This window comes from Aurantiacibacter gangjinensis (assembly GCF_001886695.1).
GTDB classification, from domain to species: domain Bacteria; phylum Pseudomonadota; class Alphaproteobacteria; order Sphingomonadales; family Sphingomonadaceae; genus Alteraurantiacibacter; species Alteraurantiacibacter gangjinensis.
In genome coordinates, this window is the sequence record NZ_CP018097.1 from 1,613,793 (window position 1) to 1,638,242 (window position 24,450).

19 protein-coding genes are annotated in these 24,450 nt (G+C 62.0%); 7 read left to right on the top strand and 12 right to left on the bottom strand.

All coding sequences use genetic code 11. From position 1 onward, the window contains the following. Window positions 1-43 precede the first annotated feature (43 nt). The 4 genes from BMF35_RS07900 to alaS all read left to right on the top strand — a co-directional run bounded on the left by BMF35_RS07900 (window position 44) and on the right by alaS (window position 7,285). Entirely contained in the window at window positions 44-1,543 is a 1,500-nt protein-coding gene (locus tag BMF35_RS07900) for a DUF4139 domain-containing protein (RefSeq protein WP_173426172.1), read from the top strand. 101 nt (window positions 1,544-1,644) lie between these two features. After that, complete coding sequence (locus tag BMF35_RS07905) at window positions 1,645-3,231, top strand: DUF4139 domain-containing protein (RefSeq protein ID WP_047005481.1); 1,587 nt, start codon at window positions 1,645-1,647, stop codon at window positions 3,229-3,231. 141 nt (window positions 3,232-3,372) lie between these two features. Beyond that, on the top strand, window positions 3,373-4,440 hold the full coding sequence (gene recA, locus BMF35_RS07910; protein WP_047005482.1) for a recombinase RecA: 1,068 nt from the start codon (window positions 3,373-3,375) through the stop codon (window positions 4,438-4,440). Between the two features lie 184 nt (window positions 4,441-4,624). Continuing rightward, window positions 4,625-7,285: an alanine--tRNA ligase gene (gene alaS, locus BMF35_RS07915; protein ID WP_047005483.1), complete on the top strand. Its 2,661-nt coding sequence runs from the start codon at window positions 4,625-4,627 to the stop codon at window positions 7,283-7,285. A gap of 9 nt (window positions 7,286-7,294) precedes the next feature. Here the strand turns inward: alaS and BMF35_RS13745 are convergent, their stop codons facing one another. Together BMF35_RS13745 and BMF35_RS07920 are read right to left on the bottom strand one after the other, a co-directional pair. Then, complete coding sequence (locus BMF35_RS13745) at window positions 7,295-7,462, bottom strand: hypothetical protein (protein WP_169819281.1); 168 nt, start codon at window positions 7,460-7,462, stop codon at window positions 7,295-7,297. Window positions 7,463-7,514: 52 nt separating this feature from the next. Continuing rightward, the gene (locus tag BMF35_RS07920) at window positions 7,515-9,278 is read right to left on the bottom strand and encodes a cation:proton antiporter domain-containing protein (RefSeq protein WP_047005484.1); all 1,764 of its coding nucleotides are present in this window, start codon (window positions 9,276-9,278) and stop codon (window positions 7,515-7,517) included. Window positions 9,279-9,424: 146 nt separating this feature from the next. Between BMF35_RS07920 and putP the strand changes: the two genes are divergently transcribed. From putP to BMF35_RS07935, 3 genes are all read left to right on the top strand, one after another. Next, window positions 9,425-10,954, top strand: coding sequence for a sodium/proline symporter PutP (putP, locus tag BMF35_RS07925; protein WP_047006430.1), 1,530 nt, complete (start codon window positions 9,425-9,427; stop codon window positions 10,952-10,954). A 200-nt stretch (window positions 10,955-11,154) separates the two neighbouring features. Beyond that, complete coding sequence (locus tag BMF35_RS07930) at window positions 11,155-11,367, top strand: cold-shock protein (RefSeq protein WP_047005485.1); 213 nt, start codon at window positions 11,155-11,157, stop codon at window positions 11,365-11,367. 63 nt (window positions 11,368-11,430) lie between these two features. Then, window positions 11,431-11,676, top strand: coding sequence for a hypothetical protein (locus BMF35_RS07935; protein WP_047005486.1), 246 nt, complete (start codon window positions 11,431-11,433; stop codon window positions 11,674-11,676). Here BMF35_RS07935 and BMF35_RS07940 read toward each other — a convergent pair. From BMF35_RS07940 to BMF35_RS07985, 10 genes are all read right to left on the bottom strand, one after another. Next, a complete protein-coding gene (locus tag BMF35_RS07940; RefSeq protein WP_047005487.1) occupies window positions 11,673-13,319 on the bottom strand; it encodes a bifunctional GNAT family N-acetyltransferase/carbon-nitrogen hydrolase family protein in 1,647 nt (548 codons plus the stop codon). The two genes, BMF35_RS07935 and BMF35_RS07940, sit on opposite strands and share 4 nt — an antisense overlap. Beyond that, a complete protein-coding gene (locus tag BMF35_RS07945; RefSeq protein ID WP_052765863.1) occupies window positions 13,279-13,953 on the bottom strand; it encodes a hypothetical protein in 675 nt (224 codons plus the stop codon). The genes BMF35_RS07940 and BMF35_RS07945 overlap by 41 nt, the downstream gene beginning before the upstream one ends. Before the next feature lie 9 nt (window positions 13,954-13,962). Continuing rightward, window positions 13,963-15,189: an NADP-dependent isocitrate dehydrogenase gene (locus BMF35_RS07950; RefSeq protein ID WP_047005488.1), complete on the bottom strand. Its 1,227-nt coding sequence runs from the start codon at window positions 15,187-15,189 to the stop codon at window positions 13,963-13,965. Between the two features lie 45 nt (window positions 15,190-15,234). Next, on the bottom strand, window positions 15,235-16,350 hold the full coding sequence (locus BMF35_RS07955) for an NAD(P)/FAD-dependent oxidoreductase (RefSeq protein ID WP_047005489.1): 1,116 nt from the start codon (window positions 16,348-16,350) through the stop codon (window positions 15,235-15,237). Continuing rightward, the gene (locus BMF35_RS07960) at window positions 16,340-17,032 is read right to left on the bottom strand and encodes a methyltransferase domain-containing protein (protein ID WP_047005490.1); all 693 of its coding nucleotides are present in this window, start codon (window positions 17,030-17,032) and stop codon (window positions 16,340-16,342) included. The genes BMF35_RS07955 and BMF35_RS07960 overlap by 11 nt, the downstream gene beginning before the upstream one ends. Then, entirely contained in the window at window positions 17,025-18,086 is a 1,062-nt protein-coding gene (locus tag BMF35_RS07965) for a type III polyketide synthase (RefSeq protein ID WP_047005491.1), read from the bottom strand. The genes BMF35_RS07960 and BMF35_RS07965 overlap by 8 nt, the downstream gene beginning before the upstream one ends. A 47-nt stretch (window positions 18,087-18,133) precedes the next feature. Beyond that, window positions 18,134-18,985 carry an NAD(P)H-dependent flavin oxidoreductase gene (locus tag BMF35_RS07970; RefSeq protein WP_082115621.1) on the bottom strand — a complete coding sequence of 284 codons (852 nt, stop codon included), beginning with the start codon at window positions 18,983-18,985 and terminating at the stop codon, window positions 18,134-18,136. Window positions 18,986-19,056: 71 nt separating this feature from the next. Next, window positions 19,057-20,847 carry an acyl-CoA dehydrogenase C-terminal domain-containing protein gene (locus BMF35_RS07975; protein ID WP_047005492.1) on the bottom strand — a complete coding sequence of 597 codons (1,791 nt, stop codon included), beginning with the start codon at window positions 20,845-20,847 and terminating at the stop codon, window positions 19,057-19,059. A gap of 23 nt (window positions 20,848-20,870) precedes the next feature. After that, window positions 20,871-23,201, bottom strand: coding sequence for a 3-hydroxyacyl-CoA dehydrogenase/enoyl-CoA hydratase family protein (locus BMF35_RS07980; protein ID WP_047005493.1), 2,331 nt, complete (start codon window positions 23,199-23,201; stop codon window positions 20,871-20,873). Next, the gene (locus BMF35_RS07985; protein WP_047005494.1) at window positions 23,201-24,337 is read right to left on the bottom strand and encodes a thiolase family protein; all 1,137 of its coding nucleotides are present in this window, start codon (window positions 24,335-24,337) and stop codon (window positions 23,201-23,203) included. The genes BMF35_RS07980 and BMF35_RS07985 overlap by 1 nt, the downstream gene beginning before the upstream one ends. Window positions 24,338-24,450: the final 113 nt, after the last annotated feature.

The following is a 24,450-nucleotide window of genomic DNA, read 5'->3' on the forward strand; positions in this document are numbered from 1 at the left end:
TTTGGCATCCAATCGCCACAAGCAAACGGGAGGGACTGCCATCATGAAAACTTTGCATCGCACCGCCGCCATGCTGCTTGCCGCAAGCGCACTCGCTCTGCCAGCGAGCGCCCAGCAGGGCAGCGATCCCTCAGACCCGACGCCCGAAGGCACGGCGCAAGGCGACCTCTCCGTGACGATCTACCAGAACGGTCAGGCGCTGGTGCAGGATGTGCGGCGGCTCAACATTCCGAATGGCCGCACCCGCATCGAATTTCCCGACGTCTCTGCGCAAATCCGGCCTGCAACTCTCAGCTTCAATGCCGATAACACGGCCATCGTGGAGCAGAATTTCGACTTCGATATCCTTACGCCGGCGAAGCTGATGGAAAAGGCCATCGGCGAAACGGTGACGCTGATTCGCACCAACCCCGCCACCGGCGTAGAGACGGTCGAGCGCGCCGAAGTCCTCTCCGTTGCAGGAGGCGTGGTCGTGCGCATCGGCGACCGGATCGAAGTGCTCCGCGACGATGGCCTCCCCGTGCGCGTGGTCTTCGACGAAGTGCCGCAAAACCTGCGCGCCCGCCCGACGCTCTCCGTCACGCTGGACAGCAACCGCTCCGGCACGCGCGATGCCAGCTTGCGCTATCTCACGCCCGGCCTGGGGTGGACGAGCGATTACGTTGCCCTGTTTGACGAGCGGCGCGGCACGGTCGACATGCAGGGCTGGGTCACGCTGACGAACAATACCGGCACGACATTTCATTCCGCCGACACGCTGCTGATCGCGGGCAATCCCTCGCGCGCGAACGGCCAGATGCGCCCCGATATGGTGCGTCCCGGCACGGAAACCGCCGATCGTGAGCGACTTGGCGATTTCTATCTCTATCCGCTGGAAGAGCGCACCACGATCGCCAATGCGCAAACGAAGCAGGTGAGCTTCCTCGACGTGCAGGATGTTCGCGCCAGCCGCATCTACGAGATCGGCGTGGGGTGGCTGGCGAATGACGAGGATTTCCGCCCTGTCTCCTCGGCCATCGCTTTCAACACCAGCGCCGATGGCGGGCTGGGCGATGCGCTGCCCGCTGGCACGGTGCGCTTTTATCAGAACGATGCACAGGGCAATCCACAGTTCATCGGTGAGAACAGCATCGGCCACACGCCGATGGGCAGCGTCCTTTCGTTGCGCACCGGCGACGCGTTTGACATCTTCATGCAGGCAGAGGTCGAAGACCGCGGCCGCATTACAGCCGATGAATATGAACGTTCCCGCCGTTTTCGCGTGATCGAGGATGGCGAAACCGTGCGCGAAATCCGAGAGGAGCGGGCGGTGGAATATTATCGCACCACCATGCGCTACACCTTCACCAATGCGAAGCCAGAGCCGGTGACAGTGCTGCTGACGCAGGCCGGGCTGGATCGCTATTGGTGGGGCCGTGATTTCCGCGTGACGGCGGAGGATGTGGAAGGCGAGCAGCTCAATGCCGACCAGCGCCTCTATCGCGTGCGCGTGCCCGCCAATGGCGAGCGCGTGGTGCGCGTGACCTATGAGACGCGGTATTGAGGGGAAGGGCGGTGCGCCTTCTCGCTTTTACTCGTCATTCCCGCGACGTTGGGAATCCAGCTTGTCGCTGGATTTTAGGCTGGATTCCCGCCTTCGCGGGAATGACGATGGTGTGCGTTTCCCCCGCCACCGCGCAGGACCGCGCAACCGTCGACGCTTCCGAGCCGGAAGACATCGCCGTCACCGTCTACCGCGATCCCAATCGTGCGCCGTGGCAGCAGCTCAACCCGCGTTGGCCGCGCGGTTTCGCGATGATCTCCGAAACGCGCACCGTCACTCTGCCGCCGGGCGAATCGCGCATCCGGTTCGAAGGCGTGGCAGAAGGCATGGTGGCTGTATCCGCCATCGTCACCGGCCTGCCCGGCGGCACGATCGAGAAAAACCGCAATGCCGATCTTCTCAGCCCGGCAGCCTTGGTGGACGGCACGCTGGGCAACCGTGTGCAGATCACTCGCACCAATCCCGCGACGGGTGAAGCCGAGACGAGCGATGCCATCGTGCGCACCCGAGCAGATGGAGGCTTGGTGCTGCAAACCGAGCAAGGCTTCGAGGCGGTGCGATGTTCCGGTCTGCCCGAAAGGCTGACATTCGACGGCGTACCGGAAGGACTTTCGGCAGAGCCCGTTTTCTCCATCGACACGCGCAGCGATACTGGCGGCACCTATCAGGTGACGCTCTCCTACCTTTCCTGGGGTTTTGACTGGCAGGCTAATTACGTCGCCAGTGTGGACGAAGGCGGCGACAGCGAAGACGTGCGCTTCGACCTCAATGCGTGGCTCACCATCCTCAACGACAATGGCCAGAGTTTCGAGAACGCCGAACTGATGGCGGTTGCTGGCAGGCTAAACACCGTCAGCGACTTCCGGCGTCTGGCCGATCCGCCCGATGCAGAGCCCTTGCGCCTTACATGCTGGCCGCGCGGCAGCACGGCGGCGGGGTCGCCCGTTCCGGTTTATGAAAGTTATGAGGAAGAATTACGAGAACAGATTGTCGTCACCGCGAGGCGCGTAGAGCAAGATTTCGCGCCGGGTGCACCGCCTCCGCCACCTCCGCCCCCACCGCCACCGGCTCCCGTGGCTGCGCAAGAAGATCTGGGTGACCTGAAGCTCTATCGCATCCCCATGCGCACCGATGTGAACGCGCAAGGGTTAAAGCAGGTCGCCTTTCTGCTTGAGGAGGATATCGAGGGCGAGCTGTTTTACGAAGCGAGCTGCACGCCATGGGAATCGCGCGGGGCACCAGTGCCCGCGCAGATGCGGCTCGATACCGTCAATGATGAGGATCACGGCCTTGGCGCGCCTCTGCCGGCGGGGCAGGTGGCTATTTTCGAAGGGTCTTCGGTCGGCGACCTGCTGGTGGCGGAGACGAATTTGCGCGATTATGCCGTGGGGCAGGATGTCGAAATGCCGCTTGGCCCCAGCAGCCAGGTTTTCACCACGTGTCGCTGGCTGCGTGATCAGACGACGAATGACTGGCAGCAGGATTGGTCAGGTCTGAACGGAGAGGTCCATAACGCCAACCCGCATCCGGTGACGATCGAGATTGCCGTGGCCATGGTCGCCGAGTGGGATGTGCGCGGGCTGGATACCGTGGTTCGCGATGGCAGGCGATTTGCCCGGGTGGAAGTGCCCGCCAATTCCACGCATGCCTTCGCGTGGGAAGTGAAGCTTCCGCATATCGAGGACTAGCCGATCCGGGCCTTCGCGCGCGGCGTGGCGAAACTTTGTCAAAAAAATTCTGTTCCACTCTTGTTCTAATGGAACAAAGTGGGTACATGGTTTGTGTTGAAGAGTTTCACACGACCCTAGAAAGCTGACGGAGGCCATGTCATGGCAAGTGCAAATCTCAAGCTCGTAGAAAAGGAATCCAACGTGGACCGTCAGAAGGCGCTCGATGCCGCCCTGTCACAGATCGACCGTGCCTTCGGTAAAGGCTCGGCGATGAAGCTGGGCCAGAAGGAAGCTATGCAGGTGGAATCGATTTCCACCGGCTCGCTCGGCCTCGATATCGCGCTCGGTGTGGGCGGCCTGCCCAAAGGCCGCGTGATCGAGGTGTATGGCCCGGAAAGCTCGGGCAAGACCACGCTTGCGCTGCACTGCATTGCCGAAGCGCAGAAAGCGGGCGGCACGGCGGCATTCATCGATGCGGAGCATGCGCTCGATCCGGTCTATGCCAAGAAGCTGGGCGTGGATGTGGAAGAGCTGATCGTTTCGCAGCCCGATACGGGCGAGCAGGCGCTGGAAATCACCGACACGCTGGTCCGCTCCAACGCGGTCGATATCCTCGTGGTCGATTCCGTTGCGGCACTGGTGCCGCGTGCGGAGATCGAGGGCGAGATGGGCGATAGCCATGTCGGCCTGCAGGCGCGCCTCATGTCGCAATCGCTGCGCAAGCTGACCGGCTCGATCAACCGCTCCAAGTGCATGGTGATCTTCATCAACCAGCTGCGCATGAAGATCGGCGTGATGTACGGCAACCCGGAAACGACCACGGGCGGCAATGCGCTCAAGTTCTACGCTTCGGTCCGTCTCGACATCCGTCGTACCGGCCAGATCAAGGATCGCGACGAAGTGATCGGCAACTCCACCCGCGTTAAGGTGGTGAAGAACAAGGTCGCTCCGCCGTTCAAGCAGGTCGAATTCGACATCATGTATGGCGAGGGCATTTCCAAGCTGGGCGAGATTCTCGATCTCGGCGTGAAGGCCGGCATCGTGGAAAAGTCGGGCAGCTGGTTCAGCTATGACAGCGTTCGGATCGGCCAGGGCCGCGAGAACTCGAAGAACTACCTGAAAGAGAATCCCGAAGTTTGCGCCAAGTTGGAGGCCGCCATTCGCGGCAAGACCGACGAGGTCGCCGAGGAGATGATGACGGGCCCGGACGCGGAATCCGAAGACTGATCCTCAAGAAGGTGCGCGGCGGAAAAGTTTCCGTCCTGGACAGTGCTCCAGGTGCTCCAGGTTAGCACGCCCCTTGCGAAAGCGGAGCCGGTGCCGGTGGCCTGTTGGTCACGCGCACCGGCTTTGTCGCTTTCGGGCTACAGGTGGCTTGCCGCCACGCAAATCCGCCCCTAATTCGCGAGGCATGACGTCTACCAACGATATCCGCCGCACTTTCCTCGATTACTTCGCGGCAAACGATCACCAGGTCGTCCCCTCCGCGCCCTTGGTCCCCTACAACGATCCCAGCCTGATGTTCGTGAATGCCGGCATGGTCCCGTTCAAGAACGTCTTCACCGGCGTCGAAACACCGCCGACGCCGCGCGCCGCCAGCAGCCAGAAATGCGTACGCGCCGGGGGAAAGCATAACGATCTCGACAATGTGGGTTACACCGCCCGGCACCTCACCTTCTTCGAGATGCTCGGCAATTTCAGCTTCGGCGATTACTTCAAGGAGCGAGCCATCGAGCTCGCCTGGAGCCTCGTCACGAGGGATCTGGGCCTTGCTGCGGATCGCCTGACTGTCACAGTCTACCACACCGATGACGAGGCGTACGACCTCTGGCGGAAAATCGCGGGGCTTCCCGAAGACCGCATCATCCGCATTGCGACGAAGGACAACTTCTGGGCCATGGGCGCCGATGGCCCCTGCGGCCCTTCCTCCGAAATCTTTTGGGACCATGGCCCCGAGATCGCTGGTGGACCTCCGGGATCGCCCGAAGAAGATGGCGACCGCTTCGTCGAGATATGGAACCTCGTTTTCATGCAGAACGTGCAGGAAGCGGACGAGATCGTCGGCGACCTGCCTCGACCCAGCATCGATACCGGCATGGGCTTGGAACGCATCGCCACCGTTATGCAGGGCGTCCACAACGTTTTCGAGACGGACACATTCCAGGCGATCATTGCGGCAAGCGAAGAACTCGCCCAAGCGAAGGCGGAAGGCGATGCGCTGGGCAGCCACCGGGTCATTGCGGATCACCTGCGTTCCACCAGCTTCCTAATTGCCGATGGTGTCCTGCCGTCCAATGAAGGTCGCGGCTACGTGCTCCGCCGGATCATGCGCCGAGCCATGCGGCATGCGCATCTTCTGGGAGCGAGCGAGCCGCTGATGCACCGTCTTGTCCCCACGCTGGTCGGCGAAATGGGGCAGGCCTATCCGGACCTGCCACGTGCGCAAGCGCTTATCACCGAAGTGCTGGAGCGCGAGGAGACCCGTTTCCGCCAGACTCTGGAAAAAGGCCTTCGCTTGCTGGACGATGCGACCGCGAATCTCGGCGAAGGAGACAGGCTGTCGGGCGAAACGGCTTTCAAGCTCTATGACACGTACGGCTTTCCCTACGATCTGACCGAAGATGCCCTTCGCTCACGCGGCGTCGCGGTAGACCGCGACGGCTTCGATGCCGCGATGGACCGGCAAAAGGCCGCCGCTCGGGCCGCGTGGAAGGGGTCCGGCGCAGCAGCTGACAGCGAAATCTGGTTCGACATCGCCGAGCGCGAAGGTGCGACCGAGTTCACCGGCTACACCTCGACCGAAGGCGAGGGCCGCGTGGTGGCCATCGTGGTCGATGGCGAAGAGGTGGAGCGGGGCGATAGCGGACAGGATGTGACTCTCATCACCAACCAGACGCCATTTTATGGCGAAAGCGGTGGACAGACAGGCGATGCCGGCAGGATCAGCGGCGACAACCGGCTTGAAATTGCCGTATCCGAAACGTCAAAGCCGCTCGGCCGCCTGCATGCCCATCACGGGCGCATCGTGTCTGGCACGGTAGCAATTGGCGATAGCGTGCATCTCGCCATCGACGCAGCGCGCCGCGATGCGGTGCGTGCGAACCATTCGGCGACCCATCTCGTCCATGCAGCGCTCCGCAATCATCTGGGCGAGCATGTGACTCAGAAAGGTTCGCTCGTCGCCCAGGACAGGTTGCGCTTCGATTTCTCGCATCCCAAGCCTGTGAGCGCGGATGAAATTGCAGCGATCGAAGCCGAAGTGAATGCCGAAATCCGCGCGAACGATCCGGTCGTCACACGGCTGATGAGCCCGGACGATGCCGTAGAGGCGGGGGCGCTGGCGCTCTTCGGCGAGAAATATGGCGAGGAAGTGCGTGTGCTCTCCATCGGACGCAGCGATGCTTCCAGTTCAGGCAAGACCTATTCAGTGGAATTGTGCGGCGGCACCCATGTGAAGGCGACGGGCGATATCGGCCTGTTTCGCATCATCTCCGAAAGTGCGGTGTCGTCGGGCGTTCGCCGGATCGAGGCGCTTACCGGAGAAGCGGCGCGGCAATGGGTCGTCGGACGCGAAGAGGCACTGAAGACGGTCGCCTCCACCCTTAAAACGTCGCCGGAGGAAGTGGAAGCACGCGTCGCTGCGCTCGTAGACGAGCGCAAAACGCTCGAGCGGGAATTGTCGGAAGCGAAAAAGCTGCTCGCGCTATCGGGCGGCATCAGTGGTGCCGCGGCCAACGCCGATGAAGACATTGGCGGCGTGGCATTCTCGGGGCAAGTTCTCGATGGCATGAACCCGAAAGAACTGCGCGGATTGCTTGATGACGCGAAAAACCGTCTCGGTTCGGGAGTGGCTGCAATTTGTACCGTCAATGACGGAAAAGCCGCCTTCGCCGTGGCTGTGACGGACGACCTTACCGACCGCTTTAGCGCCGTCGAACTGGTGCGGGCCGGCGTCGCAGCCTTGGGCGGAAAGGGCGGCGGTGGCCGGCCCGACATGGCTCAGGGCGGCGGTCCGGATGGCGAAAAGGCCGAAAGCGCGCTCGCGGTCGTGCGCGCGCTGCTCTCGGCCTAATCAGCGTGATCAGTCGACGCGGTGCTGGGCGCTGCGGCGACGGTCGCCTTCGCTGCCGCGCGGCACATCCTTCATGTTCCGCTCCAGGCGGCCATGCGCGTCGTCGCTTGCCACGTTCTTCGGTTTGAACTTCTCGTCGTTCGACATCGGCTTGGTGGGATCGTCTTTGTGACTCATGATGTTCTCCTTTCCTGACTAACGGGTCAGGACGGGAGAGTATCCGCCGAAATTAACTTTCCGCCGTGCTGGTACGCAATTTGGGCTTTGTCTCCAACGCACCTTCCTCGCGGATATGCTCGCGGAATTCGTCGCGCTTTTCGTGGATGGAGGCAATGACAGGGCCCATGGGCACACCGATATCGACCAACGCCGCTTCCGAGAGTTGCAAGGAGCTTTCCAGCGTTTCCGGCACGGCGGTACTGGCGCCGGCGCGATAAAGTTCGGCAGCGTGGAAGCTGTCGCGGGCGCGGGCGATGATGGGCATGTCCGGGTGCTTGGCGCGCAGCTTTCGCACCATGCGCTGGGCGAAGATATGCTCGTCCATGGTAAGGATCACGGCAGGCGCGCGGTCGATGCCGAGCTGTGCAAGGACATCTTCGCGCATCGCATTGCCGAAAACGGCGTAATAGCCTTCGCGGCGCGCGTTTTCGATAATGTCGCTGTCGAAGTCGATCGCGACATAGGGTTTGTCGTGCTTTTCAAGCATTTGGGCGACCAACTTGCCGACGCGCCCGAAGCCGATGACGATGGTGCGCGGGGTGTTGTTATCGCCCTCGATCTCGTCGAGGCTGGGGGCAGGCTCCACCCGCCGTGCGATGAACCGGCCTAGCAAGGCAAGTAGCGGTGTAATCATCAGCCCGATAGCCGTCACGATCTGCCAGAACTGCGCCGTGCCCGGCTGCACGAGCATTGCGCTTGTCGCCGCCGCAAGAACGATGAGCGAGGTTTCCGCGGGGCTGGCCATCAGAATACCCGTTTCCGTCGCCGTGCTGCGCCTTGCGCCCATCAAACGAAGCAGGACGCCCGTGACGATGGCCTTCAGCACGAGCACGCCTACCGTCGCGGCAAGAATCATACCAAGATGGTCCCAAACCACTTGCAGGTTGATGCTCATGCCCACGGTGATGAGGAATATGCCCAGCGCCAAGCCCTTGAAAGGCTCCATGATGCCTTCGACTTCGGAGTGGTATTCGGTCTCGGCGATAAGCAGGCCGGCCAGCAACGCGCCAACGATCGGCGAAAGGCCGACGAAGGCGGTGGCGAGGCTTGCCCCGATCACCACAAGCAGGCTGGCCGCCAGAAACAGTTCGGGGCTTTTCGTACGCGCAGCCTGGGCAAACAGGCGCGGCAGCAGGAAGCGCCCTGCCACCATCATCACTACAATCAGCAAAGCGCCTTGCCACAAGGTGTCGATCAATCCGGTCAGCCCGTCGGCCTGCGCAAAGGGTGCGAGTGCGCCAAGCAGGAAGATGATCGGCACGATCATGATATCTTCGAACAGCAGCATCGATAGCGCTGCTCGGCCCACGGGCGAGGTGGTGCCCGAGATCGGCAACACCAGCGCGGTGGAGGAGAAAGCGAGGGCAAGCCCCAGCGCTATGGCACCTGTCCAGTATTGTCCCATCATGGACAGCGCGGCCGCGAGCAGCGAGCCGATCACGAGCAGTTCCAACGCGCCGAGGCCGAAGACCAGTTTTCGCAGCTGCCATAGCCGGTTGAAGCTCAGCTCCAGCCCGATGGCGAAAAGCAACAGGATGATCCCGAATTCGGCGAAAGGCGCGAGACTATCCGGATCGCTGATAGTGATCGCGCCGAGCCACGGCTGCGCCTCCACCGCGCGACCCAGCCCGTAGGGGCCGACGAGCAAACCGACCAGGATGAAGCCGATGATCGGAGTGACGCGGAATCGCGCGAAGAGCGGAATGACGATCCCCGCCGCGCCGAGGATCACAAGGGCATCCTTCATCAAGGGCGAGATTTCGGCGTGGTGCATGGCCGGTCCTATGGCAGAGGCGAGGGGGCGGCGGCAACGCCGGATTGCGCTCTGCCGGAGCTGCGGCGGCCAAGGCAGTGGTGCAGTCCCAAGCTTTCCGCCGCCCACCGGGTGACATCGCCGCGCCCATGCCTATGGTGCGCGCCATGCAAACGCCTACGATTATCGCACTCGCACTGTATTTCGCGCTGATGCTGGGGATCGGCCTTTTCGCTTGGAAACGCTCGACGGCTGACAGCGAGGGCTATCTGCTGGGCGGACGCAATCTGCCGCCAGCCGTGGCAGCCCTGTCTGCCGGTGCCAGCGACATGTCGGGCTGGTTGCTGCTGGGCTTGCCCGGTGCCCTCTATCTGAGCGGGCTGGTCGAGGCCTGGATCGGGGTTGGCCTGTTCGCGGGTGCTGTCGCCAACTGGTACATCGTCGCGCCGCGCCTGCGCGAACAGACCGTGCGCTACGGCAATGCACTCACCATTCCGCAATTCCTGGCCAACCGCTTTCCGGACAAGGCCACAGCGCTGCGCGTCGTCTCCGCCGTCATCATCGTCGTGTTCTTCGCTGTCTATTGCGCGGCGGGACTGGTGGGCGGCGGCCTGCTATTCGCCAGCAGCTTTTTCAGCGGCGAGATTTTGGGGATGAGTCCATACATGGCGGGCGTGTTGCTCACCGCGCTGGTAGTGCTCGCCTATACCACGATTGGCGGTTTTCTGGCCGTCAGCCTCACCGATTTCGTGCAAGGCCTGATCATGGTGACCGCCTTGGTGGTCATGCCTCTCGTCGTGCTGTTCGGTGACGGCACGGCGGAAAGCGTAGGCGCCTTGCGCAGCGTCGATCCCGGCTTCTTGAGCCTGTCCAGCGACATGGGCGTGATCGCTTTTCTCAGCCTGATCGCATGGGGGCTCGGCTATTTCGGCCAGCCGCACATAATCGTGCGCTTCATGGCGATCCGTGAGGGCGGTGTGCGGGCCGCGCGCAATATCGGCCTCGCGTGGATGCTCGTCGCGCTGTTAGGTGCCGTCGGCGTGGGCCTGTTAGGCCGCGCGCATGTCGAGCTAAACGGGCTGGAACTGGAGAATGCCGAGACGATCTTCATCCTGTTGGCGAACACGCTGTTCCACCCCTTCGTCACCGGCTTCCTGCTGGCGGCTCTGCTGGCTGCTATCATGAGCACGATTTCCAGCCAATTGCTGGTCGCTTCCAGCTCGCTGACCGAGGATTTCTATCGCCTGTTCCTGAAGAAGGATGCCAGCGAGCGCGAAGCCGTGACTGTGGGCCGTATCAGCACCGCGCTGGTGGCCGTGGCTGCCATCGTCATCGCCAGCGATCCCGAAAGCGGTGTACTGGCACTGGTGGCCAATGCCTGGGCAGGCTTCGGCGCGGCGTTCGGCCCGCTGATAATCCTCTCGCTGACATGGAAGAGGATGACCGGTGCCGGGGCAGTGGCGGGCCTGGTGACAGGCGCGGCGGTGGTGCTGCTTTTTGTTCTTTATTCCTTTCCGGCAGGCAGCGCATTCGCCAATTTCATCGTCGAAACCCGCGGCCTCGATCCGGTCGGCGTAAAGGACGGCGTGACGCTCTCGGCACTGGTCTACGAGATCATTCCGGGCTTCATCCTATCATGGCTGGCGATCTGGAGCGTGAGCTTGGCGACGGCAGGGCAAGCCACCGAAAATAATTAAAGGTGGCTATTTCTGGCCGCATCCCTATATTCTCTCCCGTTACGTCGGAATTAGTGACGGACTTCGAATTTTGCCGACCGCCGCCTGCCGTAATGGCCCCGGCGTAAACCAGACGACGACTTCCTTTCTTCGAACGATTTGACGCACGACCTTCGCGCAACTCCGCGTGCAGGCACTCATGTTCTTGAAAGGAACATCGCATGGCCAAGACTGGCACCGTAAAATTCTTCAACGCAGACAAGGGCTATGGTTTTATCCAGCCCGACGATGGCTCTGCCGACAGCTTCGTGCATATCTCTGCCGTACAGGCAGCAGGCATGCAGACTCTCGATAAGGAGCAGCGCCTCAACTACGAAGTCGAGGAAGGCCGCAACGGCAAGGAAAGCGCCGTCAACCTTTCGGCTGCCGACTGAACCCAATGAAACGGGCGCGGGACTTCGGTTTCGCGCCCGTTTTGCTACCGGCTGGAGACGAGAATGGCCGACACTTACGAAGCCTGCTGCGAACGCGCCGACCGCGCTGCCAAAGCTGCCGCCTCTGCCACGTTGGACAACGTGCGCGAGCGCGAATTGCGCGCTGAAAAGACCTGGCGTGGTCTTGCGGAAAAAGCGCGCTCCGTCGCGCAGCAGCGCGAAAAGGTAGAGCGTGAGAAGCGCGAGCAGCGCGAAGCCGAACTGGCCGCTGAAGAGCAGGCCGAGCAGGCGCATCGCTACCGCGCCTAGCCCCCGCCTGGGCCATGTTGGCGGGTCGGAACCGGCCCGGCCGGTTCCCCGCCGCCAGAACTCTCATGCTCCCACTCAATGCGATATAAATCGAAGCGGCGGTCCGCCAGATTGCGCACCGTGCCTTCTGCCCGCGCCCAGGCAAGATCGGACAGGTTCACCTCGCTGATGGTCAGCGTCTCGACATTCTCGGTGGCTTCGGCGGCAATGCCATCGCGCGCGAAGGGGAAATCGCACGGCGTCAGGATGCAGCTTTGTGCATACTGGATGTCCATATTCGCGACGTTGGGCAGATTGCCGACATTGCCGCTCATTACGACATAGCACTGGTTCTCGATGGCCCGCGCGGCAGAGCAATAGCGCACGCGCATATAGCCCTGCCGGCTATCGGTGCAGAACGGCACGAAGATAATCCGCGCGCCCTCGTCCACCAAGCGGCGGGCAAGCTCGGGAAATTCCGAATCGTAGCAGATCAGCACGCCGACCGGGCCGCAATCGGTCTGGATCACATCCACGCTATCGCCGCCGCGGATGTTCCACCAATAGGCTTCGTTGGGCGTAGGGTGGATCTTCTCCTGCTCGTGGATGGAGCCATCGCGCAGGCACACCATCGCGACATTGTGAATGTCGCCATCCTCCATGCGGGTGGGGTGGCTGCCACCGATGATATTGATGTTGAACTTCAGCGCCATTTCCGACAGCGCTTCGCGAATGCGAGGCGTATATTCGGAAAGGCATTCGATGCTCTCGATGGGCGAGAGCTCTTCCTCCTCTGCGCTCAGCAGCATGAGTGTGAAGAGCTCGGGGAAGAGGATGAAGTCTGCCTCGTAATCCGCTGCAACATCGACAAAATATCGGATTTGCCCGATGAATTCGTCGAAATCCTTCACCGCGCGAGCCTGTAGCTGGCAGGTTGCGACGCGCACGGATTCCACATCGCGCGGTACGCGGGCTTGGGAGCTCGCTTCCTGATCGACAAAGGGATTGCGCCACACCATGTGCACGGCATTGCCGCGACTGCGCACATCCTCCGGCAGGTACTTTTCGAGAATGCCGATCGGCTCGAACCCATTGGCCAGCTGGAAGCGCAGGACAGGATCGTGCAGCTTGCCCGCAATGACCTGCTCGAGATAATCTGCCGGACCTTCTACGCGGCGCCAGCTCTTCTTGAGGTTCGGCATGCGACCGCCAAAGACGATGCCCTTCAGCTCCAGCCGCTCGGCCAGCTTGCGCCGTTCCTCGTATAGCCGCCGCCCGATGCGCGTGCCGCGCACCTTCGGATCGACGATCATTTCGTAGCCATACAGCCAATCGCCCAGCGGATCGTGCCGGCTGCCATAGCCGTTGCCGGTAATCTCGTCCCAGCCATGCGGTCGCAGCGCCTTGTCGCCGCCAATCCGCATGGTGGCGCAATAGCCGACGAGCTTGTCGTCCAGCACGGCGACAAAGCAGCCGTCGCGGTAATTGTTGATCTGGCCGCGCAGCTCGCTCTGGGTATAGGGCGCGAAATCGTCGTAAACGCGCTTCGCCAAGGCGGCGATGCGGCGGATATCGGCGATTTCGGCCTGTCGGATGTCGAGGCGGGCTTTGGTCACGGGTATTCTAGTCCGTTTGGTCGAATAGGTCGTCGACCGAACCGCCATTTGCTGCCAGCTCTGCCTCTACGCGCTCGCGACCGTAATAATAGACGAGAGCCGGATGATCTTCACCGCGCGCTTCAAGCCGCTCCACATCTTCGGCGGAAAGCGAGGTTTCTTGCGCGACATGCTCGGCATAACCCTCCACCTTCCAATCTTCCTCCGTTGCCATGGCGATCCGGCCGTACCGGCGGCGCAATATTCCATGGGTGAACTCATGCGCCAGCACCGATGAGAGTGAGCGCGTATTACCTGCGTGCGATGTTACGGTGTCGTTTACCAGATCGGTGTCGCCGATGACCACGGCATTGCTCGCCATCCGGGTGAGGCCGAAACCGCCGCGCGAGCTGTTTGCGAGCCATGTCCAGCGCCATCCACCATCGGTCAGGAAAATTGGCCGGGTCTCGTTGCTCTCGGCAATCGGGCTTTCGGCCAGCAAGTTGCGGGTTCGGGCGGAAACCTGCGCCAGCGCAGCATCATCGATCGGTCGCTCTGACCAGACCGTGCCGATTTCGCTTTCCGCCTTGTAGGGGAAGGCCAGCAGTTGCGGCGCCAGCAAAGGCGACACGAAAATAAACGCTGCGGTGTACAGCACCCACTCCGCGATCCGCCGCGCGCGGCTCTTCCCCTTTGTCTTCATGGCGTGCTCTTATCCCAGCCCCTGCGCCGACATTTCCTTCTCCAGACCTTCCACGATGGCTTCGAAGAACTGTTCGGTGGTCATCCAGCTCTGTTCCGGGCCGATCAGGAGGGCGAGGTCCTTTGTCATCTTGCCGCTTTCCACGCATTCAATGCAGACACGCTCCAGCGTCTCGGCAAACTTCACCACATCGGGCGTGTTGTCGAAGCGGCCGCGATACATCAGGCCGCGCGTCCACGCGAAGATGCTGGCAATGGGGTTGGTGCTGGTTGCTTTACCCTGCTGGTGCTGGCGGTAGTGCCGGGTGACGGTGCCGTGGGCTGCTTCGGCCTCGACGGTCTTGCCATCCGGCGTCATCAGCACCGATGTCATCAGGCCCAGCGAGCCGAAGCCCTGCGCCACGATATCGGACTGCACATCGCCATCGTAATTCTTGCAGGCCCACACGAACTTGCCGTTCCACTTGAGCGCGGCGGCGACCATGTCGTCAATCAGTCGGTGTTCGTAAGTGATATCGGCAGCTTCGAACTTGTCCTTGAACTCGCTGTCGAAAATCTTCTGGAACAGGTCCTTGAAGCGGCCATCGTACTTTTTCAGGATGGTGTTCTTGGTGGACAGGTAGACAGGCCAGCCGCGGTCGAGACCGTAATTGAAGCTGGCGCGGGCGAAGTCGCGAATGCTTTCGTCCAGATTGTACATCGCCATGGCGACGCCGGGCTTTTCGAATTCGAACACATCGAGGTCGATTTTCTCGCCGTCCTCGCCTTCGAACACCAGGCGCAGCTTACCCGCGCCGGGGATCAGCGTGTCGGTGGCGCGGTACTGGTCGCCGAATGCGTGACGGCCCACGACGATCGGATCGGTCCAGCCGGGCACGAGGCGCGGCACGTTGTCGATGACGATGGGCTCGCGGAAAACCACACCGCCCAGGATGTTGCGGATTGTGCCATTGGGCGAACGCCACATCTTCTTGAGGTCGAATTCCTCTACGCGCGCTTCATCCGGCGTGATGGTGGCGCATTTCACGCCGACGCCGTGTTCCTTGATGGCGTTGGCGGCGTCGACGGTGATCTGGTCGTCGGTTTCGTCACGCTTCTGGATCGACAGGTCGTAATATTTCAGGTCGACGTCGAGATAGGGCAGGATCAGCCGTTCGCGGATCCATTGCCAGATGATCTTCGTCATCTCGTCGCCATCGATTTCCACGACCGGATTTTTGACCTGAATTTTCGCCATCGGGCTTCCCTGTGTGTCTGCTGTGATGAGAGGTTTAGCCGCGTCTTAGGCAGGGCGAGGCAAGCGTGCAAGGCGACTCTTGGGCACTATGCGGGTGGCATCGGCAAGGTGGCCGATCAGTGACGGTACCATGCGCGCAATGCCAAGACCGATCTGTGCGCCGAGGGCGCTTTCGGCAAGTGTTCTGGCAAGGCGCGCCATGACCACCGGGCGCTGCGCAGCGGCAGCGAAATTGCGCTGGAAGGCGGGGGCGGCTTGTGGACCTTCGGCCAGCCAGTGCTGTGCTGCCATATGGCCCGAAGCGAGCGCAATCGAGATACCTTCACCGGCGAGCGAGGGGATGACCGCGCCCTGGTCGCCAAGGCGGAATATGCCGGGCTGCGTTTCGCGCGCGATGAAGCCATAAGGGACGGCGCCGATGCTTTCGATGCGACCCTCGCGCCAGTCGTGCCCCAGCCGCGCAGCCAGTGCAGGATTGTCATCGGCGACGCGCGCGAAAAGCTCGGCCGGATCGCCGCCGTGCGCCGACAGAGCCGACTTCTTCAGCGCAAGGCAGAAATTGGCCGAACCGCCTTCCTGCAGCACGATGCCGATATAGCCGCCATCGAAAAGGTGCAGCTCGATCGCGCCGTCCAGCAGCTTCGTCCGCTGATCACTTGCAGGTAATCGCAGGCGGAGGCCGAGCGCGGGATCATTGCTGGGGCGAGGCCGAGAATGGCCCCTGACATCGTGCTTGCCCGTGGCGAGGAACAGGCTTCCGAAAGCGTAGTTGCCATCGGTCCCGTGCACATTGCCCGGCTCGATCCCGCGCACGGTATCGATGGCCAGCTGCGCGCCCAGCGATAGCGCCTTCAAGCGCATCGCGGTATCGAGTGCATGGCGTGAAAGGCCGTAAGCAGTCTGCGGCAAAGGGCAGCGGCTTTCGCGGCTCTTCCGGAAAAGCCGTAATTCGGTCACGCGGTGCGCGCCGAGTGCCTGAATGTCGATGCGGAGGCCCGACAATTGCTCTGCCGTTCGCCAGCTGAGAAAACCGCCGCATAGCGGGTCGCCAACCTCCGCATCGCGGTCGATGATTTGAGAGCGGATCCCTGCCTGTCCCAGCACGATGGCCGCCGCGCATCCGGCAGGGCCAGCGCCGAGGATCAGGGGGCTATCGGCCACGCAGTTTCTCCACGCACAGGCGGAAGGGGAAATAGCGTTGCACGCTTGCGCCCGTTACTTCTGCCTCGGCAAGCAGCGCGTCCCACTCGGCTGGGCGGTATGACCGGGCGATCGAGGTATGACCGTCGGCGCGCACTATGGGATGCCAGCGGGCGAGCTTCGCCAGTACCGGATAGCCCAGGTAGCTGACGGCGTGACGATGCAAATCATTCACGAACCATCCGGCGGAGACTTCGGTGTCCATGAATTGCAGGAACAGGACCAGTTCTTCGCTGCTCATATGATGCGCTACGAGGCTAGAGACGATTACGTCCCAGCCGCGCCCTCCGAGATCGGCATAGTCTCCGGTGCGATAGCGGATCGGCATGTCGGGCGGTGTGGCAGCCTTCGCGGCTGCCTCGCTCCGCGGGTTGAGGTCGACGCCGACGAGTTCGGCCTTCACCCCTCGTTCGCCGGCCCACGCTGCGATTTCGCGCAGCATGTCGCCTTGGCCATATCCCACATCGAGCAGGCGGAAGCTTTTCCGGCCCGCAAGCGCGCGGTCGAGGAAAGCGAGCGTCGGGCGATAGGCCATCGTCACGCGGTTGACCTGCGCGAGGTCCGCCAGCACGGCATCATACGTGGCCGCGGGCAGGGCCGGATCGTCCATCAACTCTTCGGTATCGCGGCGGGTTTCAAGCATCGCCTGTCCAGCCGAAATGTAAGCCCTCCATGGCGAGACCGGGGCCGAAGGCGAGCGCAATACCGCGTTCCGGGCGGGTTGCGGCCAGTTTCTCCAGCACGAAGATTACGCTGGCGGAGGACATATTGCCATAATCGTGCAGCACGCTGCGAGAGGCCTCTAAAGCATCCGAAGGGAGGCCGAGGCCACGTTCAACGGCATCGAGAATTGATTTGCCGCCCGGATGGACGGCCAGGCTGGTATTGGCATCGACCTTGAGGCGCGCGCGCAAATCCTGCCGCGCGAACGCATCGGACAGCCGTCCGGGAACTTCGCCTGACAAATGCATCAGGAAGCCGGTATCGGTAATGGTCCAAGTGATGAGCTCGTCGCTATCGTCCAGCGTGGCGGAGATGCTCTGGCCGAGTGCCAAGCCTTCGCCATACGAGCTGACGATAGCCGCTGCGGCGCCGTCGGCAAACTGGCCCATGGCGAGCAACGCGCCGATGTCAGTCGTTTCCTGCATGTGCAGCGTGCAAAGCTCCACGCTGATGGCGAGGACGCGCGCATCGGGCTCGGCGCGCACAATCTGTCCGGCGGTGCGCAGCAGGGTGACACCGGCATAGCAGCCCATGAAGCCGATGGAGAGCCGCTGGACATCGCTGGCAAGGCCGAGCCGCCTCGCCAGAACCTGGTCGAGGCCCGGCGCCATGAAACCGGTGCAACTGGCGACGATGATATGAGTGATACCTTCCAGCGAAGGCAGCTTGCCCGCCGCTTCGACCGCCAGATCGGGCGCGTGTTCGGCAAAGCGGCGCATCCGCTCTCCGGTGCCCGCAGGCAGGTCGCTGGCGTAGAAACTGCCATCGACGAGTTGCGCATCCTCGCCCGATAGCACCGAGTGACGATGCGCGATGCCGCCGCGCCCGATCATGCGGTCGAGCATGGCCGCCTCGCGCGTGCCTTCAAGCTGCCTGCGCGCCCAGTCGGAATAGACCTGATGCACGTCGGCAGCGGGCACGGCGGTGCCGATCGCGTTGATACGGGGTGTGACAGGCTGGGGGACGCGATCCATTCGCTAGTTCTAACAGATCGCGCCGCCAGTTGTGCCCAATTGTGCCTTCAGCTGCAAAAGCTGGCTTTGGCCGCGGCGTATTCGTCGAGAAGCTGTTGGCAGAGGTCGCGCGTCGGGCGCACATCGCGCACTGCGCCCGTTCCGTGCCCGGCAGACCAGATGGTCTTCCACGCCTTCGCTTCCTCGTTCAGCGACATTTCGCCGGGCACATCGTGCAGCGTTGCCGCATCGAGGCTGGGGGTGAGGAAATTGGCGCCCACACCCGTCACCTTGTCGGTATAGGTGATGTCTTTCGCGGTCGCGCCGATCATCATGTCCTTCTGGCCCTGCGGCGCCATACTTTCCTCGGCGGCGATGAAATGGCTGCCGAAGTAGCCGTAATCGCAGCCCATCATTTGGGCCGCTGCCACATGGCCGCCATGGCTCATCGACCCCGACAGGATCAGCGCGCCGTCCCAGAATTCGCGAATTTCGCTCGTGAGAGCGAATGGGCTGAATGTGCCTGCATGGCCGCCTGCACCCGCTGCCACCGCGATGATGCCATCGACGCCTGCCTCTGCCGCCTTCTCAGCGTGGCGGCGCTGGATCACATCATGAAAGACCAGCCCGCCATAGGAGTGCACGGCTTTCACCAGATCGGGCACCGCGCCGAGCGAGGTGATGATGAGCGGAACCTCATGCTTCACGCACAATTCCAGATCGGCCTGTACGCGCGGATTCGACTGGTGGACGATCAGGTTCACGCCGTAGGACGCATCGTCCGGCCCGAGCCGATCTTTGATCTCGAGCAGCCATTCCTCGAACCCTTCGCTGGTGCGCTGGTTGAGGGCGGGAAAGGTGCCGCAAAGACCGGCCTTGCAGGTTTCCACCACAAGGTCGGGCCCGGAAATCAGGAACATAGGCGCGACGATGGCGGGCATTTTCAGCCCGCCATCGAAACGGTCCAGTGCGGCGTTCTCTGCCGTGCGGCTCAAAACGCTTCCGCCGGCATGTCCATCATGCTCGACTTGCCGCTGGTGATCGCCATCATTTGCGCCATGACCGGCGGCAAAAGGCGGTCGAAGAAGAAGCGGGCGGTGATGATCTTGGCTTCGTAGAAGTCCTTCTCATCGGTGCCTTCTTTCAGCTTCGCGTAGGATTTCTTCGCCGCATTGGCGAAGCAATAGCCCATGGCCACAAAGCCCAGCAGGCGCAGGTAATCGGTGGCAGCGGCACCGGCTTCCTCCGGGTCTTTCAGGCCCTTTTGCGCGATGTGGCCGGTCGACATCTGCAGCGCACCGAAGGCTTGCTGCAGGCCGCCGATCATCTTGCCGATCTTTTCATCGCCTTCATGGTCTTCGATGAACTGGCTGACCGGGTGGAAGAAGCTGCGAAGGTTCCGGCCCATGCGATCGGGCAGCTTGCGCCCGACAAGGTCCAGAGCCTGGATGCCGTTCGCGCCTTCGTAAATCTGAGCAATGCGGGCATCGCGGGCAAATTGCTCGATCCCGGTTTCCTGGATGTAGCCGTGGCCGCCGTGGATCTGGATGGCCATGTGCGAAGCTTCGTGACCCAGATCGGTGAAGAGGGCCTTCACCACCGGAGTCATCAGAGCGACAAAATCCTTGGCGCGCTCGCGTGCTTCGGGTTCTTTCGCCGCATGTTCCGCATCCAGCGCGCGCGCCACCCATGCAGAAACCGCGCGGCTGCCTTCATTGTAGCAGCGCATGGTCATCAACATGCGGCGCACATCGGGGTGCACGATGATCGGATCGGCTGGGCCATCCGGGTTCTTTACGCCCGACAGCGAACGGCCCTGAAGGCGTTCTTTCGCGTAATAGACGCTGGACTGGTACGCGATCTCGCCCACGCCAAGACCCTGGATGCCCACGGCGACACGTTCGGTGTTCATCATCGCGAACATGGCTTCCAGCCCGCGATTTTCCTTGCCGACGAGCCAGCCGGTCGCACCGTCGAAGCTCATCTGGCAAGTCGCCGAGGCTTTCAGGCCCATCTTGTGCTCGATGGCGGTGGCAACGGCCGGGTTGCGATCGCCCAACGATCCATCGTCCTTCGGCATGAACTTCGGCACGAGGAACATGGAAATGCCCTTCACGCCGGGAGGCGCATCGGGCAGGCGCGCCAGCACGAGGTGGATGATGTTTTCGGCCAGATCGTGGTCACCGGCGGAGATAAAGATCTTGTTGCCGGTGATCTTGTAGCTGCCATCCTCCTGCGGTTCCGCCTTGGTGCGCAGCATGCCGAGGTCCGTGCCGCAATGCGGCTCTGTCAGGCACATCGTGCCCGACCATTCGCCATTGGCCATTTTCGGCATGTAGAAGCTCTTCTGGTCCTCGCTGCCATAGGCTTCGAGGCTGACCATCGCGCCATTTGTGAGGCCCGGATAGAGGCCGAATGACAGGTTGGTGGAGCAGCTCATCTCCTCGACCATCTTGCCCAGCGAGTGGGGTGCACCCTGGCCGCCCCATTTCTGGTCGACCGTCAGGCCGGCCCAACCGCCTTCGCAAAACTGCTTGTAGGCTTCGGGAAAGCCCTTGGGGGTGCGGACCACGCCGTTCTCTATGCGGCAGCCTTCCTGGTCGCCCGACCAGTTGATCGGCAGCAGCACGTCGCGGCACAGCTTGTTCGCTTCTTCGAGAATGGCGGACGTCATGTCCTCATCGAAATCCTCGAACCCTTCCAGGTCGCCGAAACCGTCTTCAGCGTGAAGCTCTTCGAGGTTGAACCGCATATCGCGGATGGGGGCGTCATAGACTTGCATGGGACAAATCCTCTCTTGTCAGGTTAATTGCGAAGCGGCTTGCCGGTTTCGAGCATATGCTCAACCCGCGCCTGCGACTTCGGGTTGCGGACCAGGCGCATGAAGGCTTCCGCCTCAAACTTGAGCATCTGGTCTTCGGTCACGACGTCGATCATGTCAGTATCGCCGCCCGTCAGCACATAGGCAAGCTCGTGGGCGACGGTCTCGTCATGCTCGGTGGCGAGGCCCTGCTTGCGGAAGCTGTCGACCGCCAGCTTGAGCGCCGCAGCGCCGGTGGGGCCGGGCAAGCGGTATTCCGGCTTTTCCGGAGCCTCGTAGCCATCTACCATAGCGAGCGCGCGCTGCTTCGCATCGTAAAGCAGGCGGTCGCGGTTCATGGTGATGCCGTCGTCGCGGCGCAGGAAACCGTGGTCTTTCGCCTCGGCAGCCGATTTGGCGACCGTTGCCGTCGAGATCAGCTCGAAACTTTTCGAGACGGCGGGCATCGGGCCATTGGGATGGCGCGGATTTTCTTCCCAGCGAGAAATCATCTCGCCGCAGCCGCCCCAGCCCGGGATGATGCCAACGCCCGTTTCGACGAGGCCGATATAGGTCTCGGCATGGGCCTGAATGGCATCGGAATTGAGGCAGACTTCGCATCCGCCGCCCAGTGCGAGGCCAAACGGTGCGGAGACGACGGGGAAGGGCGCGTATTTCAGCGCCTTGTAAGCTGCCTGGCCGCCCTTGACGGATTTCTCCACTTCGCCCCATGCCGCGATGTTCAGCGCGAACAAGGCGAGGCCGAGATTGGCACCGGCGGAGAAGTTGGAGCCCTCGTTGTAAACGACAAGCGCCTTGTAATCCTTCTTCACCAGCGGGATGGCCTTCTGGATCAGGCGCATCACCTGTTCGTCCAGCGCGTTCATCTTGCCAGTGAATTCCAGCGCGACAACGCCGTCGCCGAGGTCCCAAAGGGCGGCAGAACCGTTCTTGATGAGTGGCTCGCCGGTGAGCTTGATATCCTCCAGCAGCAGCACACCTTCGGGGCGCACCACGTCGTGGTATTCGCCGTCGGTGCCGAAATACTGGCGCTTGCCGTCCTGCACGCGGTAGAAGGTCCTGTCGCCAATCTGCTCGAGGATGGCGGGGACGGGATAGTCGCTTTCTTTCAAACGCTCGACCAGATGAGCCGCGCCGATCGCATCGATCATCTCGAACGGACCGCGCTTCCAGTTATAGCCGAGCTTCATCGCATCATCGACGCCCACAATCGTGGCAGTCGCTTCCGGCACGATGCTGGCGGCGTAGGACAGAGTGGGGCCAAGCACGGCCCATGCATAGTCACCGACCTTGCCCTTTGCAGAGATCAGCGCCTTCAAATCGCCCTTGGCGGCTGGACCGCGCACGAGACCCGGGCGGGCCGCCGCGCGATATTCGCCGCTTTTCAGGTCTTTCGCTTCTTTCACCTTGCCGCCGCCATCGCGGTTGATGCGATAGAAGCCGCCGAGGCCTTTGCGACCGGTGTAGCCGTCCTTGATCATAGCTTCGATCAACGGCTCGCTTCGAGCGATCTTCTGGTACCAGTCGTCGGCCGGCAGGGTGCTGGTCAGCGACTTCATCAGATGCGGCATCAGATCAATGCCGATAAGGTCGATCAGGCCGAACAGACCGGTCTTGGGCACACCCATGGGCCGCCCGCCGATCTCGTCCGCTTCTTCCACCGTGATGCCCAGATCGAAAGCGGAATTGACCGCCTGCTGTATCCAGAAGGTGCCCACGCGATTGGCGATAAAGCCGGGGGAGTCCTCCGCATCGACCACCGTCTTACCGAGTTTCCTGTCTACAAAATCGCTGACCATATCGACGGTGTCGGCATTGCTCTGCGGGCCGGCCACAATCTCGATCAACCGCATGTAACGCGGCGGATTGAAGAAGTGGGTGATCAGGAAGTCCTGCTTGAACTGGTCGCTGCGGCCGTCGGTCAGCTGCGCCAGCGGAATTGTGGAGGTGTTGGACGACACGGCGGTGCCGGGCGTGCGAACCTCTTCCAGCTTGGCGTAGAGATCCTGCTTGATGTCGAGCCGTTCGATAATGGCTTCCACCACCCAATCGCACTCGGCAACCTTGCCAAGATCATCCTCGATATTGCCGGTCTCGACGAGCTTGGCAGCGCGTTTGCCCATGAAGGGCGCGGGCTGCGTTTTCAGCATCTTGGCTACCGCACCTTCGGCCACGGCGTTGCGATTGTCGCCTTCCTTGGGAAGGATATCCAGCAACAGAACGGGCACGCCGGCATTGGCGATCTGGGCAGCGATGCCGGCACCCATCGTGCCGGCGCCGATCACGCAGACTTTCTTGATGGATTTTTCCGACATTATACGGCCTCCAGGATCGTAGCGATGCCCTGGCCGCCGCCAATGCACTGGGTGGAAAGCGAGTACTTTTTGCCTTCACGCTGCAGCAGGCTGGCAGCCTTGCCCACGATGCGCGCGCCGGTGGCGCCCAGCGGGTGGCCGATGGCGATTGCGCCGCCATCTAGGTTCAGCTTGGCCTCGTCCACGCCCAGATCGCGGATCGTGGCGATGGACTGACTGGAGAAGGCTTCGTTCAGTTCGACGATATCGATATCGTCGATGGTAAGGCCCGCACGCTCCAGCGCTTTCTGGCTGGCACCGACCGGGCCGATACCCATGATCTCCGGCGCGCAGCCGGAAATGGCCATGCTCTTGATCTTCGCCATGACCTTGAGGCCATTTGCAGCGGCATAGTCAGCCGAACATACCAGCACGGCGACGGCGCCATCGGTCAATGGGCTGGAAGTGCCTGCGGTAACGGTGCCGTTCTGGTCGAAGGCCAGCTTCAGGCCCGCGAGGTCTTCCGCCGTGGTGGAGGGGCGGGGCGTGCCATCCTTGTCGACAACGGTACCGTCGGGCAGAGTGAAGGGCACGATCTCGTCATCGAAGGCATTATTCTCCAGCGCCTTGCCAGCCTTCTGCTGGCTTTTCACGGCAAAGGCTTCCTGCTCTTCGCGGCTGATCTCGTACTTCTTCGCTACATTCTCAGCCGTGTCGCCCATGCCGAGATAGGCCGCACTCTTCTTGGCGAGTTCCGGATTGGGCATCGGGTTGAAGCCGGTCATCGGAACGCGGCTCATGCCTTCAACGCCTGCGCAGATAAACACATCGCCCGCGCCCATGGCGATCTGACCGGCAGCATAATGGATGCTGCTCATGGATGAGCCGCAGAAGCGGTTCATGGTGATGCCGCCCACATCCAGTGGCAGGTCTGCAAGCAGGCCGACGAGGCGGGCGATATTGAAGCCCTGCTCGCCTTCGGGAAAGGCGCAGCCCATCACGATGTCTTCAATATCCTCCGGCTTTACGCCGGTCTTTTCCACCAGGCCACGAATGGTGTTCGCCGCCAGATCGTCGGGGCGGGTTTTCGCCAGCGCGCCCTTATATGCGGGGTGGAAGGGGGAGCGGACATACCCTGCAATTACGACATCGGTCATGATAGTGTTTTGCCTTTCCTCTGCAATGTGCAAGGTCGATTGACCTTTTGCGTCGAATGGTTACGATAAAGTCTGTTACCTGACGTATACGTTAGGTAGATGGAAAATCAAGA

Bases quoted from the DNA above. Each gene is read 5' to 3' on its own strand.
- BMF35_RS07935 (WP_047005486.1), top strand. From the start codon at position 11,431: ATGGCCGACACTTACGAAGCCTGCTGCGAACGCGCCGACCGCGCTGCC.
- BMF35_RS07965 (WP_047005491.1), bottom strand. From the start codon at position 18,086: ATGGATCGCGTCCCCCAGCCTGTCACACCCCGTATCAACGCGATCGGC.
- BMF35_RS07905 (WP_047005481.1), top strand. From the start codon at position 1,645: ATGACGATGGTGTGCGTTTCCCCCGCCACCGCGCAGGACCGCGCAACC.
- BMF35_RS13745 (WP_169819281.1), bottom strand. From the start codon at position 7,462: ATGAGTCACAAAGACGATCCCACCAAGCCGATGTCGAACGACGAGAAG.
- BMF35_RS07950 (WP_047005488.1), bottom strand. From the start codon at position 15,189: ATGGCGAAAATTCAGGTCAAAAATCCGGTCGTGGAAATCGATGGCGAC.
- alaS (WP_047005483.1), top strand. From the start codon at position 4,625: ATGACGTCTACCAACGATATCCGCCGCACTTTCCTCGATTACTTCGCG.
- BMF35_RS07920 (WP_047005484.1), bottom strand. From the start codon at position 9,278: ATGCACCACGCCGAAATCTCGCCCTTGATGAAGGATGCCCTTGTGATC.
- BMF35_RS07980 (WP_047005493.1), bottom strand. From the start codon at position 23,201: ATGTCGGAAAAATCCATCAAGAAAGTCTGCGTGATCGGCGCCGGCACG.
- BMF35_RS07945 (WP_052765863.1), bottom strand. From the start codon at position 13,953: ATGAAGACAAAGGGGAAGAGCCGCGCGCGGCGGATCGCGGAGTGGGTG.
- BMF35_RS07985 (WP_047005494.1), bottom strand. From the start codon at position 24,337: ATGACCGATGTCGTAATTGCAGGGTATGTCCGCTCCCCCTTCCACCCC.
- BMF35_RS07930 (WP_047005485.1), top strand. From the start codon at position 11,155: ATGGCCAAGACTGGCACCGTAAAATTCTTCAACGCAGACAAGGGCTAT.
- BMF35_RS07940 (WP_047005487.1), bottom strand. From the start codon at position 13,319: ATGGCGGTTCGGTCGACGACCTATTCGACCAAACGGACTAGAATACCC.
- BMF35_RS07960 (WP_047005490.1), bottom strand. From the start codon at position 17,032: ATGCTTGAAACCCGCCGCGATACCGAAGAGTTGATGGACGATCCGGCC.
- BMF35_RS07975 (WP_047005492.1), bottom strand. From the start codon at position 20,847: ATGCAAGTCTATGACGCCCCCATCCGCGATATGCGGTTCAACCTCGAA.
- recA (WP_047005482.1), top strand. From the start codon at position 3,373: ATGGCAAGTGCAAATCTCAAGCTCGTAGAAAAGGAATCCAACGTGGAC.
- BMF35_RS07970 (WP_082115621.1), bottom strand. From the start codon at position 18,985: ATGTTCCTGATTTCCGGGCCCGACCTTGTGGTGGAAACCTGCAAGGCC.
- putP (WP_047006430.1), top strand. From the start codon at position 9,425: ATGCAAACGCCTACGATTATCGCACTCGCACTGTATTTCGCGCTGATG.
- BMF35_RS07900 (WP_173426172.1), top strand. From the start codon at position 44: ATGAAAACTTTGCATCGCACCGCCGCCATGCTGCTTGCCGCAAGCGCA.